Origin of the sequence: Fibrobacter sp. (assembly GCF_045112255.1) — a bacterium.
Taxonomy (GTDB): domain Bacteria; phylum Fibrobacterota; class Fibrobacteria; order Fibrobacterales; family Fibrobacteraceae; genus Fibrobacter.
Genome location: NZ_JBGUHR010000015.1, coordinates 1 through 13,161, shown reverse-complemented (window position 1 = coordinate 13,161; position 13,161 = coordinate 1). Strand labels below are relative to the sequence as shown.

Here is a 13,161-nt window from a genome sequence, read left to right as displayed (position 1 = left end):
TTTTTAATAATTTTGGCAAATAGAGAAAACATTACTCTCAATATAACTATATATTAAGATAAAAATGGATCGACTTGTAACATTATTGGTGCTTGTGGGTGTGCTGTGTTTGACGGCGCACGCGGAGGAGTCGCGCGATGCCGTGCAGGACTCCTCTTCTGGTTCCATGTCGTTTACCGAGATCCTTTCATGGCCGTTTATCCATGTGGTCCAGCCGTTCTTTGGTTCGCTGGTTTACCCGATCTCGGCTCCGTTACAATATGCAATCGATAATGGCGTTGTAGACAAGGCCGTGGAGCTGATTACGTTTGGCTCCAACAAGAATATCCTCATTTATCCGGTCCTGAACCTGAAACCGGGGAGTTCCACGATGCTTGGCGTTTGCTACCGGCATAGGAATGTTTTTATTGAAGGGGACTACGGAGTCTTTGAAGGCCATTATTTTGCAAATAGCGATGTCGAAGTTAAGCTGCGATATTCAAAGCAGGGACTTTGGAACAAGAAAATGTACGGTTCCGTGAATGTCAACCTGGATATGAACCGCGATGATTTCTTTGTAATTCCAGGGACAAAGAGCCTGTTCCATCAGTCCGATACGTTGCTTACGATTGGGGCTAAGCTTGGGTTCCCGATTACAGAATCGAGAAACTTGAACTTGAGCTTTGGTTCTGATTTTGATTATCACCTTGCGAATTTTACGGACTTAAAGGATTCTGTGCTGGATGATGCGAAGTACTCGATTGCAGATCGAGGCTTGTACCAGAATCATTTTGAAATTCCTTTATATGCAAATATCGTTTTTGATAACTTGGATTTTCCGTATGCGCCGTCGAGAGGCCAGCGTATAAGCTTGAAGGCTTCGTATGTGTTTACTAGCGATTATGGGGGAATTTCCGAGGAAAACCTGGCCCAGGCGGGGCTGAAACGATCCGAAGCATTGAAAGATGGCGGCAAGAATCACGATTATATAAGCCTTGATGCGTTTTACCAGATCTACTTCTTTATTGGCCGTGCCGACAAGTATGTGCTTTCCGCAAAAGAAGGCCGCAAGACGAGAAAGTTCTATACGGACTTCTCGTGGAACGAAGTCTTGCGCGTGTGGCGCCCGGAAAATTTGGTGGAGACGCTTTTTGAACATCGCGTACTCGCGTTCCAGCTGCGTTTCATGGGAATGTGGGAGGTCGAGAAGGGAGGCGCTCCGTATTCGGCCTTTCATTTGCTGGATGCCCGCTATCCGCTGCGCGGGTTCGCTGATTCTTGGGCGAGTCCCTTTATTCTTGGATTTTCGGCGGAATACCGCTGGCCGATCGACCGTCTAGTGGATGGCGTTGTTTTTGATGAATATGCCATCATTAGCGATAAGATCAACCATTGGTCCAAAAAGAACCTCTATAATTCATGGGGCTTTGGTGTGCGTGTCCGTAAACCGGATATGTTCCTGTTCCGTATGCAGTTTGCGTTCCACGGGCTGCATGGCATCAACCTTGTGTTGACTATTGCACCGGAATTCAGGTAATTTTTTACAGTGGCAGCTCCGTCTGCTCGTTGATCAGCGTCTTGGGAATAGGCTTATGCAACATCCTGTAGGCGTTGTGCGTCGCGACGCGACCGCGTGGCGTACGGGAAATAAGCCCCTTCTGTAGCAGGTACGGCTCGTAGACTTCTTCGAGCGTGTCCGGCTCTTCGCCCATGGCGGCACTGATTGTCCCGAGACCGACCGGGCCTCCGTTGAATTTGTCAATCATCATCGCGAGAATCTTGCGGTCGGTCGGGTCAAGCCCTTCGCTATCGATGCCAAGCATTTCGAGCGTCTTGAGCGCCGCGCGTTCGTCGATGACTCCTGTACCGCGAACCTGCGCTACGTCTCGGCAGCGCCTGAGGACTCGGTTTGCTACACGGGGCGTTCCGCGGCAGCGGCCGCCGAGAATCTTGGCTGCTTCTTCAGAAAGATCGACGCCTAGAATGCGGGCGCTTCTCATGAGAATCTTGACGATGTCTTTTTCGTTGTACAGTTCCAGTCGGTATTGCAGGCCAAAGCGGTCGCGGAGCGGCCCTGTCAAAAGCCCGCTGCGCGTTGTGGCGCCCACGAGTGTAAAGTGCTTGAGCGGGAGGTTCACGCTCCTTGCCGCAGGGCCGGAATCGAGCATGATGTCGAGCCTGAAATCTTCCATGGCGGGGTAGAGGTATTCCTCGACCACGCGATTCAGGCGGTGGATCTCGTCGATGAACAGAATGTCGTTCTCTTGCAGGCTCGTCAGCAGCCCGGCAAGGTCACTTGCTTTTTCGAGAACCGGGCCGCTCGTGATGTGGATGTTCACGCCCATTTCCTTGGCGATGATGCTTGAAAGCGTCGTTTTGCCAAGTCCCGGAGGGCCTGCGAACAGGCAATGGTCCAGCGCATCACCGCGCTGTTTTGCGGCTTCGATGGCGATAGAAAGGCTTTCCTTGATGTCGTCCTGGCCTGTAAATTCGCTAAGGCTAGGCGGGCGCAAGTTGCGGTCGGAATCGCCTTCGTCAAAAGAGCATTTCTGCGGGGAAATTATACGCTGGTCTTCCATATTCTAGTTCTTGGTCAATAGTCAGTAGTCAGTGGTCAGTAGCCAATAGTTATTGTCTTAGGGGCTTGTCATGCCCGCCGTTTGTCACCCCGGATTTATTCCGGGGGGCATCTCCTTTTACAAATATTTTAACGCCTCCGGGATAAGTGCAGCGGCATCAACGCCATCTCCGAGAACTTCAACGGCTTTCACAACCGCTTTTTCTGCCATCGGGTCCTTGACTCCGAGCGTGTGCAGTGCTAAGACCGCTTCAAGCTTTGCGCCCGTCAAAGCGCCGACGCTTGTAATCCCGCTACCCTCGACATCGCCGAGGGATTGCAACATGTTAGACGCCTTTTCCTTGAGCGTGAGCGTCATCTGCTCGCAGGTCTTTTTGCCGAGACCCTTGATTTTCCCAAGAGCCGCCTTGTTGTCGCTTGCAATCATGTTCAGAAGGTCTGCTGGAGTGCTGCCACTCAGAATCCGCTGGGCAAGCTTTGGGCCGACTCCGTTCACATCCAGAAGCATGAGAAAGAGGTTCTTTTCGGTCGTGTCAGCAAATCCAAACAGCGTCATGGAATCTTCTCGCACCACGAGATTCGTGTGCAGGGTGATTTCGGCCCCTTCTTCGGGCAGCTTGCCTGCTGTAAATGCAGAAATGTTGACGCCGTAACCGACTCCGGCACATTCCACAACGACAAATGTGGGCGTTTTCTGTACCAGGATGCCGCGAATTCGTTCGATCATAGAAACTCCAAAAACTTATGCTCTTTTGTGCTACTGCTCAAATATACAGCTTTTTGATAGCTCTGTCAAGCCTTTTTGGACGGCTGCGTCATTATTTAGCAACTATAATAACTCATTACACCTTATATTCTGCAGTAGCTTCCATCAGTTTGTCAAAATCACTTTTGTAGGTGGCATCGCGAATCACGCGGAACTTTTCGAATTCATTTTCGGCAAAAGCTTTGGCTATTTCATGTGTGACTTTGCCTTTGTCTTGTAGAACATCTTCTTCGTTGAATTGCAAGAATGCATTGAGTTTTTGCACCCAGTCTTTCATATACATGACTTGACCTCGTTTAGCCTGACGTTCCGCGTAGTCCAAGTACATGGTGACGATTTCATTCAAACTTTTGATTTCATCTTGCGACAGATAATTTTTGGCGATGGAAACATCAGGTTTGCGGATATCTCCGTTTGGGGCATTTTTCCAGGTTGTGAGTCCCATATTTAATTTTTTGCTATTCGCACGAGAATAGATTATTTCTGCAGCGGTTTGATGTGTTACTGCATAATGCAATTTGTTTTGGACTGTAGCGAAAAAATCCTGCGTAATCTGGCTATCAAAGCTGTAGTCGGCGCTACATTTTGCGTAGATGTCCGTTATCTTCTGGTAAAAACGGCGCTCACTTGCGCGGATTTCACGAATGCGTTCCAGTTGTTCTTCGAAATAATCTTTGCCGAAGAAATTCTGCGGGTCTTTCAGGCGTTCGTCATTCATGACGAAACCTTTAACAATATATTCCTTTAGGACTTTTGTCGCCCAAATGCGGAACATTGTCGCTTTTTTGGAATTGATGCGGTAACCGACTGCAATGATGGCATCGAGATTGTAGATGTTTGTGTGCTTGGTTTGTTCTTTGCCAGCAATAGCGCCATGCGGAGTGGTTGTTTCCATTTTGGAAACGACCACTTTTTCATCAAGTTCTCCACTTTCAAAGATGTTCTTCAAATGTTTTGATATTGCCGCTTTTTGAACATCAAAAAGCTCGGCCATTTTAGCCTGTGTAAGCCAAAGATTTTCGTTGAGCAATAAAATTTCAACTTTGACTTCTTCGTTATCAGTCTTGTACAGCAAAATTTCTTTCATATATACAAATGTACACTAAAGAAGAGCCTCTGTCAAGTACCTGCCAAAAAACAGTAAACCCGCTAGCAAGCTTCTGCCAGCGGGTTCTTTGCAATTACTTGAACAGCTCGTTACTGCACGTCCACGTCGACTTTATACATCGGCTTGTCCTTGTAGTTGCGGAGCGATTCTCTCGGAGCCGTGATGACTTTCAGGTTCTTCTTGGTGACGCCCGGCTGTGCGCGCAGAACCTTGAGAAGGTCGGCGTTGCGCTGGGCTGCCATCTTGGGGAGAACCTTCATCATGTAATTCTTGTCGATTTCAGCCGAGTGTTCCTTGACGTAAGCCTTGAATTCCTTTTCGCTTTCGTCCATTTCGTCAATGGCTCTGTGGTCGAGTTCGTTCAATTCCGTCTTGTTGTTCTTTTGTTTGTAGTAGTCAATCTTGAGCTGCTTGACCTTGTATTCCTTGGCCGTCCTTCTCGGATTGTAGTACTGCGTGAAGGTCAGCATGAGGTTTGGATCCTTCTGGATCATTTCGGTCATCTTGATGGCCTTGGCGTACTGTTCGCTAGTGAATGTCTCGGTGTTTGCGTCAATAACCACTTCGTTGTTCTTGCCGAGGTCGAAACCGAGCGCGTTGGCGCCTGCCATGGCCAGGTTCCCGACGAGTCTGAACGGAGAAACGGCGACCTTGACGAGCAGGTTCAAGACGGTTTTCCAGATGATCTTTCCGTAAGAGAATTCTGGGTCGTCGAGATTTCCCTTGACCGGAACGTCGAACTGGATCTTGTCATCCTTGTCCTTCAAGATGTAGAGACCTATCTTCATCGGAACGGTGTATTCCGGGTCGATGTCGTCTACCTTGTTTCCGACGGTGATATTGTAAATGTCAATGGTATTTTTGCTATCGAGGTTGCGGTCTACAATCTTGTTTTCGCTTGCAAAGGCGAGTGTGCCTGCCTTGATGGGGTAGGCCGTGTAGTGCAACGAATAGTTCGAGAAATGCTTGAGCACGAGATTTTTTACGCTGATGTAGATGTCCATCGTATTGAGGTTGCTGAGGGCGCCGTGGTACTTGAGCGAGAGGCTTCCGCCTTCGGGGAATGATGCCGTGACATTCACGTTGCAAGGCGTATCGTAGTTGATATTCTGGCCGGTGACGGTAATGGCGGTTACCTTGTAATTGAACGGACGGATGATGGTGTGGTCGGTGGCTGTAACGTATGTGTTCTTGACAAGAAGCTTGTTGATCCTTGCCTTGAGCTTCTTTGCTGGAGCAGGCTTTGCCGTAGAGTCTGCTGCGGCTACGCTTGACGAATCTGTTGCAGCGGCTTCAGCCTTGGGTTCTTCTTTCGGTTCTTCCTTCGATTTTGTCTCGGTGACGTTCGTTGTATCGATGTCCTGTCCTTTGTTCTTCGGATCGAGGAGAATGTCGAAATTCGTCTTGCCGTTCTTGTACAAGTCGATATGCGCGAACGCTGCATCCACGATGACGGAATCGATGAGGTATTCGTTGTCGGTCAGGTTTGCTTTACCGATGCCGACGGTTACGTTCTCGGCGCCGAGCTTGTGGCCGCTGTTTTCGGTGAGGTCGATATTGTCGAGCGAAACTTTACCCTTGACATTCGAAGAGAGGATGCTGTTGATGTTTCCGCTGATGGTGAGGTTTGCAGAAAGGTATCCTGCGAAATCCTTGTAGTTGATGAAGTCGTTGAGGTAAGGCTTGATGCAGGCCAGTGCGAAGCGGTGCAGATTCAGGTAGATGTTGAAATCGTATGTTGCCATATTGGCATCGACTTTCACGGAAAGGTCGCCACCGTCAGCAAATCTCAGACTGACATCGACGCCAGTCGCGTTGTCTTCCAGGTATATTGCTGGGATGTTGATCGAGAAATCCTTGATGTGGAACTTGGAACCGACTTTTGTGTCCTGATAAATAATGTTGCCTTTTTCAAAGACGATATTGCGGAGGCTCAGCTTGACGGGGAGGCCGGCTGCGATTTCGGCTGCGCTCTTGTTGCTGTTGTCCTCGGCTTTTTTCTCATCGGGGTGCTCGGCATAGTAGATGCTGTCTTGCCTTGCGAGGTGTTCCAGGATGTCTGTGAAATTGAATCGCTCGCCGTGCTGCTTGACGCGGACATAAAGCGCTTTCATGTAGATATCGCTAATGTCTAGCGTTTTTGTGAAGAGCTTGAGCGGGTTTATGTTCATGCTGAACTTTTCGAACGCGACAAAGGGCGTCTTGTCGTCGGCTTCCATGACCGCGAGCGTATCGACGTCCAGGACGTAGGTGAACGGGTTTAGGCTAATGTCCTTGATCGTAATACTTCGGCCGATCATTTCCTTGGAGTGCTCTTCGATGTAGCTGCGGGCGATCTTGGGCGCCACGAGGAGGGCGATGAAGTAGAGGAGGATCAGTGATCCTAGGACGATGAGGGTAATTTTGACTGGCTTTTTCATAGTATAAAATCTAAATATAAAAGTGAGAAAAGTGTAATAAAAGAAATCAAAACAGATAAGCTATTTTGGCATTTTGTTTGATGTAAAACAAGTTTTACTTTTACATTTTTTGTCTGTTCCCTGAAGTAAACATAAGGAAGTCTGATTTCTTGTCCGCACTTGCCTTAAAAAAGTTATTCTTAGGGTATGAGCGCCAAAATCCATTACTGCCATGTCGGGTACGTCCCAGCTGAATCAAAAACTTTTCTGATTGCCTTTTCTGAAGGCGACGTATTGACCGTTGGTAAATCAGCCGTATCGGTTCGGTTTAAAATATTGGATTTTGAATCGCACGTGGTCTACGAGGGCCTTGCCGAAAAAATTGGTACGCCCGAATATACGGGTGAACTTTTGTACAAAGGCGATTTTTCGCCGGTGAAAAATCCAGGGCGATACAGGATTGCCTTGGATGATTTTAATTCGGAATCGCATTTGTTTGAAATCTCGGACGAGTGGCTCAAACGCGAAGTCAAGGCGAACATCAAGTCGTTCTATTATCAGCGGAGCGGTGTTGAACTGCCTGCGAAATATGCTGGCGCATGGAATCGCCCGGCTGCGCATTTGGATGATGCGCTTGAGTTTCATCCGACGATGAACCGTCCTGGCGTCTGGAACGCGCATGGCGGTTGGTACGATGCCGGCGATTACGGCAAGTACATTGTGAATGGCGGCGTAAGTGTTGCAACCTTGATGCTTGCCTGCGAATTGCGTAAGGATTCTTGTTTTGTTGGTGGCGCCTCGTTTAAGGAATCGTTTGAACAGCCGGTGAGCTTGCTTGACGAAGTCCGCTTTGAACTGGAATTTTTCTTGCGTATGCAAGATGACGATGGCGGCGTTTTCTTCAAGGTGACTCCTTACCGCTGGGACGGCTTTGTTTCGCCGTCGGAATCGGATAAATCGCAGAAGCGCTACATTCTTGGCAAGTCAACGTCTTCCGCGCTCAACTTTGCGGGCGCCTTGGCGCAGGCGCATCATGTTTATGCGGATGTCGATAGTGAATTTGCAGAGAAGTGCTTGTTTGCAAGCATTCGCGCTTACCTGTGGGCCGAAAAAAATCCTGAAGTCGAATGGCCTCACAATACCGAAGGCAGTGGCGGTTATGGCGACCCTGATCTGGGCGATGACTTTTTCTGGGCGCGCGCGATGCTGTACCGGGAACTGAAGAATGTTGAAAGCATAGCCGATATTGGAGTCGCGGGCTTGCTGGAACGATTGGAATTCCAAATCCCTGTTGATATGGATTTGTACTTGCCGACGTACGGGATGCAGTGGCGCTCGACGCAGAACTTGGCTTGGTATGCTCTTGCGACCATGGACTGCAAGTGGCGAGACCGTGCGCGGATGGCTTTTAAATATACCGCTGACGAAATCTTGCATTTGCAAAATGAAGATCCTTATCGCCTTTCGATCCGCAAATTTATTTGGGGGAGCAATGGCGATATTGCAAACCATGCGCTTACTTTGTATTTAGCGTATGAATGGTTTCACGATTCGAAGTACCGCAATGCCGTAATGGAGCAGATTGAATTTGTTTACGGCAAGAATCCTGTAGATGTGTGCTTTGTAACGGGTTCTGCATGGAGTTCTCCGAAGTTCCCGCATCACCGCATTAGCCATTCCGATGGTGTCGATGAACCTGTGCCGGGGCTTGTCGTGGGCGGCATTAACGAGGATCGCCAGGACATGCACAGAAATCCGCATTACTTGGGCGAGGCCCGCGGCCTGTCGTATGCAGATGAACAGAGTTCTTTTGCAAGTAACGAAGTCGCGATTAACTGGAGCGCTCCATTGACCGCAGCACTGTTGCTGCTCAGCGCTTGAGTGAAATGCGCCGTTTCACCGTCTCCTGAAGCCGCTTCTCCGTCATCCTGAAGCCCGTAGGGCTGAAGGATCCAGTTAAGTCTCGTCATCCTCCGTTAGGAGGATCCATTATTTCTTGCCTGGCTTTGCTTTTTCCTGCGTCTTGCTCGAATCTTTCACAGCCGCTGCGACGGAATCCTTGAGAATTTCCTTTTCAGATTCAGCCTTTATCTTTTCTTCGATCTTGGGAAGAATCTTTTGCAAGTTTACTTTGGGCCGCATTTCTTTTTTGTATTCTGCGTAAGAACGGATGGGCTTGTAGTAAGAAGAATCTGCAACGCTTAGTGTGTCGATATTGAAAAGGTCAATGTACGATGCAAACAAAGCCGCCCAGCTGCGGAGCCAGTCCTTGCGCGATTCTCGGTTGTTGTACCAGCATGCAGGGTCGTATGTGATGTGGTGGATATTTTTTGTGAGGTAAACAGGGCTGTTCCCGGAAAGCTTTTGGAAAATTCTTTTGACGCGGTACGTTGAAGTTGCGCCCGTTAGCAAAAGGACCGTATCGATGTTTCGGCTCTTTAGCCATGGGATAAGCGTATAGGCTTCGGCGATTGTGGACGGATCGTTGTGCGGAACGAGATAAATGGCTTTTTCGTCGAATGCGCCGAGCTTCATGAAGTCTTCGGCGTAAAATTCGGAATTGCTGCGATCGCGGTAGGCGCGGCGTCCGAGAATGAGTACGGAATCTGCAATCCCTTCTTTTAAAAGGTTGGCGGCGTAGTCGCTGCGTTCCAGGTCGGGCGTTTGTCCATCGAGTACGGCAACCCATTTTACATGTTCGAAATCGTCATCTTCGACAAGCCAGAGTCCGCTTTTTTCAAAAATGACATAAGTCAAAACGGCTATAGCCAGTAAGATCAGCAATGCAAAACCGATGCTGAAGCTTTTTTTCTTATGGTCAATTTTTTCTGATTTTAGAATTTTTGACAAAGTTGTTACCTGCTGAACTTGTACAATGCGGCGTCTTCGCCATCGGAATAGTATTTTTTACGGACGCTGTACAGCTTGAATCCGTGCTTCTCGTAAAAGGCGCGAGCCTTGGCGTTGCCGTCGCGGACTTCCAAAAAGCACTGGTCGCCGCTTTCGGTGAGTTTGTCCAGACCCGCTTTCAGAAGCTCGCTCCCGATGCCCTTGCGCTGTTCAGAAGCGCGTGTGGCGATACTCAACAGTTCGGAATCGGGGCCGAGCAAATGGAAAATCGCATAGCCCAAGAGTGCGCGGCTTGCGTCGCTATTTGAACTGCCGCAGTCATCCTCGCAGACGACGCAGTACGCGTAACTGGCTCGAATCTCGGACAAGAACTGCTTTTCATTCCAATCCTGAAACGCAAGTTCCCGTTGCAATTCGAGAACTTGAGGCAAGTCGTTTTCGGTCATCTCGCGCAGTTTCATTATTGCAATCTCAATACTTTACTGGTTCCTTCGACTTCGGGCTACGCCTTTCGCTCAGGGTGACGCATTATTCCTACTTCCTACTACACCTTCAGCTTCTCGAAGTACGAGGGCTGGATGTAGTTCGCTTCTTGAATGAGCGAAGGCTTCACCGTATCAAAAAGCGGGGTCCACATGTCGAGCTTCTTGTCGGTATCGAGAGTCGTTGCAATTCCCTTGTCCTTGAATACAGTGACGAGCGTTTCGTCTGCAAGTGCGGCTGCATCGACAACGGCGTTCTTCACGGAGCTTGCCTGGAGTCGAGCAACGACATCCGCAGTTTCGATAAAACTCTCTTCGTTGTTCAAGCGCAAGTACCAGAATCCATTGCGCGCGCGAATCACGACGGCAACAGATTCGTCGGGAACTCCGGCAAAGCAGGCTAGTGCTTGCAATGTCGTCACACCATACAAATTGCGCTTGCCGCTAAAGCATAGCCCCTGGCAGAATGCGACGCCCGTGCGCAGTCCGCTGAACGATCCCGGCCCGACAGTCACCATGACGCGCTTCACGTCGTCAAGTGTGGCACCGACCTTAGCCAAGAGATTATCCAAACTTGCGCTCAGGATTTCACCCTTGGCAGACGGATCGACCATTTCTTCGTACACGCCGTCAGCACACAGCGCCATTGCAATACCCTTTCGGGAAGTGTCCACAAAAAGATCGTAGTTCATGACTAACGCTTAATCTCCAAGCTCTTGTCGATGATGAGGTCGATGAGCTGGCTGTAGGTGATGCCAATGCAGGCGGCCTGTTGCGGTAACAGCGATGTCGGGGTCATGCCCGGGAGCGTGTTCGTCTCGATCGCAAAGAGTTCGCCATCCTTCGTGATGCGCACATCCGTGCGGCTGTAGCCTGCACCACCCAAAGCGTAGTGGGCGTTTTTCACAAGTTCCTGTATGCGGGCTGTGAGTTCCGGTGCAAATTCCGCCGGAGTGACTTCCTGGCATTCGCCGTTGTACTTCGCTTCGAAGTCAAAGTATTCGCGGGTCGTCATGCGCATTTCCGTCGGCGGGAGTGGCTTTTCGCCTTCGATGTAGCCGCAGCTCGCTTCGCCACCGGCGATGAACTTTTCGCAGAGCAGACGGTTGGAATCCTTGAACAAGTCCTGGGCAATCTTGCCCGCTTCGTCGATGTTCTTGGCGATGCCGATCCCGATAGAAGAGCCTCCCAGCGGGTCCTTGATCACAAGCGGGAATCCGAGTTCGTCGGCAACGCTTACGAGCGTGTCGCCGGTAAAGTTGTGCTTCCAGATCACGCGGTAAGGCGGAGTCGGGATGCCGTTTGCACGGTAAATTTCCTTGGACTTGATCTTGTCCATGGCGAGAGCAGATGCCAAAAGGCCGCAACCCGTGTACGGGATGTTCCAGTTTTCGAGCATGGCCTGGATGTGGCCGTCTTCACCCCACTTGCCGTGGAGGGCGAGGAATGCGATGTCTGCCGACGGGAGTTCCGAAAGTGCCGGGGATTTCTTCTTGTTCGCTGCCGTGCCTTCGAGGCTATGGAAATAGTTTTCCGAAAAGTTTGCCTTCTGGTACGGAGAAAGTTCACGGGAAGACCAGTGCCAGGTGCCGTCCTTGTCGATGAGCACCGGGTGGATGTTGTACTTTTCCGGATCCATGGCGCGCACAACGCCAGTACCGCTAACGACAGAAACATCATGTTCGGTAGATGGGCCGCCCATCAGAACCAAAACGCGTAAACGGGACATAAAAAACCTCACAAAAATTTTTTTCGTGATTTAATCTAGTAAATTAGTTATTGGTCAATAGTTGTTGGTCAATAGTTATTAGTTGATAGCTGGTAGAAATCGCTATGTTAAAATCCTTAAAAACTACCTGAAATGCTCCCTAAATCTGCAAATAAATTTTTATGAATCTTGCCGAATTGCGGTGACAAAATCTATATTGGAAAAAATAGGTGTTAAAAAGGAGTTCTTATGCGAGTCTTTGTAACGGGTGGAACCGGCTTTATTGGTCATTATGTGGTCAAGGCCCTCTTGGAAAAGGGGCACGAAGTTGTTGTTGCAACGCGCCACCCGAACAAGGTGCCGACATTAAGGGCTAATCCGAATGTGTCGTTTGTCGAAGCCGCTCTGACAGATTTCGAAAAAATGGGCGAGGGCTTGATTGGCTGCGATGCATGCATTCACGTAGCTCTTGGCTGGGGCGATACGCCGAGCGCCATGCTCATGAACGATACCCGTGCAACGATTGCGCTTCTGGAAATGTCCGCCCGTGCAGGCTGTGAAAAGTTCATCATGACGAGCAGCACTTCGGCTATGGGCCGTGTGCGTTCCGAAATGCGCGAAACCACGAGCAACTTGCCGATTGATTTGTACGGCGCCACAAAGGCGGCGGGCGAAGCTTACGTGCTTGGCTTTAGCCACGGCTATGGAAGCCAGTTCCCCGAAGTCAAGATGAAGCGCAATATCATTCGTCCGGGCTACACGTTCGGTAATCCGGCGTTCCCCGATGGCTGTTCGCAGCCGGACCGCCGCTTCTTTGAAATGGCATACGCCGTCAAGGAAAACCGCGATATCAATATCATCAAGAACGACGGTACACAGTTTATCCATGCTTCGCAGCAGGCTGAAATTTATATGAAATTGCTGGAGTCCGACTACAACGAAGAAATCTTCTTGGGTCTCGGCTCTGAATGGATCAGCTGGAAGGAAATCGCGCAGAAGATGATTGCCCTCAAGCCGGGTTGCACATCCAAGATTGTTGAAGCGGACATGGGCTGGGGTGAAGAACCGATGCTCTATGACGTTCAGAAAATCAGGGATTGCTTTGGCCTTGCGTTTGACGCGCACGACCTCCTTGATGACCATATCCGCTGGACTTTCGAAAACGCATAAAAAAACGCCCCTCGGGGCGTTTTTTTTTGTTACTGTCATGCTCGCCAGTCATCCTCGAAGCCTGTCATTCTCGACCGAAGGGAGGGAAACCATAATTTCTCGTATAACCATTGCGTAGGGG

At 49.6% G+C, this 13,161-nt stretch carries 11 protein-coding genes; 3 read left to right on the top strand and 8 right to left on the bottom strand.

Annotation, left to right across the window (positions count from 1 at the left end; translation table 11 throughout):
• Nucleotides 1-64 precede the first annotated feature (64 nt).
• Entirely contained in the window at nucleotides 65-1,516 is a 1,452-nt protein-coding gene (locus tag ACJMM9_RS01005) for a BamA/TamA family outer membrane protein (protein ID WP_405323038.1), read from the top strand.
• Nucleotides 1,517-1,520: 4 nt separating this feature from the next.
• Here the strand turns inward: ACJMM9_RS01005 and ruvB are convergent, their stop codons facing one another.
• The 4 genes from ruvB to ACJMM9_RS00985 form a co-directional block, all read right to left on the bottom strand.
• Nucleotides 1,521-2,558, bottom strand: coding sequence for a Holliday junction branch migration DNA helicase RuvB (gene ruvB, locus ACJMM9_RS01000; RefSeq protein ID WP_405323037.1), 1,038 nt, complete (start codon nucleotides 2,556-2,558; stop codon nucleotides 1,521-1,523).
• Nucleotides 2,559-2,675: 117 nt separating this feature from the next.
• Nucleotides 2,676-3,284 carry a Holliday junction branch migration protein RuvA gene (gene ruvA / locus ACJMM9_RS00995; RefSeq protein WP_405323036.1) on the bottom strand — a complete coding sequence of 203 codons (609 nt, stop codon included), beginning with the start codon at nucleotides 3,282-3,284 and terminating at the stop codon, nucleotides 2,676-2,678.
• Nucleotides 3,285-3,399: 115 nt separating this feature from the next.
• Nucleotides 3,400-4,410, bottom strand: a complete 1,011-nt coding sequence (locus tag ACJMM9_RS00990; RefSeq protein WP_405323034.1) for a virulence RhuM family protein — start codon at nucleotides 4,408-4,410, stop codon at nucleotides 3,400-3,402.
• A gap of 110 nt (nucleotides 4,411-4,520) precedes the next feature.
• Nucleotides 4,521-6,851, bottom strand: a complete 2,331-nt coding sequence (locus ACJMM9_RS00985) for a DUF748 domain-containing protein (protein WP_405323033.1) — start codon at nucleotides 6,849-6,851, stop codon at nucleotides 4,521-4,523.
• A gap of 186 nt (nucleotides 6,852-7,037) precedes the next feature.
• Here ACJMM9_RS00985 and ACJMM9_RS00980 point away from each other — a divergent pair, with 186 nt between their 5' ends.
• Nucleotides 7,038-8,711, top strand: coding sequence for a glycoside hydrolase family 9 protein (locus ACJMM9_RS00980; RefSeq protein ID WP_405323031.1), 1,674 nt, complete (start codon nucleotides 7,038-7,040; stop codon nucleotides 8,709-8,711).
• A 108-nt stretch (nucleotides 8,712-8,819) separates the two neighbouring features.
• Here ACJMM9_RS00980 and ACJMM9_RS00975 read toward each other — a convergent pair whose 3' ends face one another.
• The 4 genes from ACJMM9_RS00975 to ACJMM9_RS00960 form a co-directional block, all read right to left on the bottom strand.
• Complete coding sequence (locus ACJMM9_RS00975) at nucleotides 8,820-9,680, bottom strand: YdcF family protein (protein WP_405323030.1); 861 nt, start codon at nucleotides 9,678-9,680, stop codon at nucleotides 8,820-8,822.
• Between the two features lie 5 nt (nucleotides 9,681-9,685).
• The gene (locus ACJMM9_RS00970; RefSeq protein ID WP_405323028.1) at nucleotides 9,686-10,141 is read right to left on the bottom strand and encodes a GNAT family N-acetyltransferase; all 456 of its coding nucleotides are present in this window, start codon (nucleotides 10,139-10,141) and stop codon (nucleotides 9,686-9,688) included.
• Between the two features lie 83 nt (nucleotides 10,142-10,224).
• Nucleotides 10,225-10,854 carry a tRNA (adenosine(37)-N6)-threonylcarbamoyltransferase complex dimerization subunit type 1 TsaB gene (gene tsaB / locus ACJMM9_RS00965; RefSeq protein ID WP_405323025.1) on the bottom strand — a complete coding sequence of 210 codons (630 nt, stop codon included), beginning with the start codon at nucleotides 10,852-10,854 and terminating at the stop codon, nucleotides 10,225-10,227.
• A gap of 2 nt (nucleotides 10,855-10,856) precedes the next feature.
• Nucleotides 10,857-11,891, bottom strand: coding sequence for a D-alanine--D-alanine ligase (locus ACJMM9_RS00960; protein WP_088641202.1), 1,035 nt, complete (start codon nucleotides 11,889-11,891; stop codon nucleotides 10,857-10,859).
• Between the two features lie 228 nt (nucleotides 11,892-12,119).
• On the opposite strand from ACJMM9_RS00960, the gene ACJMM9_RS00955 reads away from it, so the two are divergent.
• Nucleotides 12,120-13,040 carry an NAD(P)-dependent oxidoreductase gene (locus ACJMM9_RS00955; protein WP_088641201.1) on the top strand — a complete coding sequence of 307 codons (921 nt, stop codon included), beginning with the start codon at nucleotides 12,120-12,122 and terminating at the stop codon, nucleotides 13,038-13,040.
• Nucleotides 13,041-13,161: the final 121 nt, after the last annotated feature.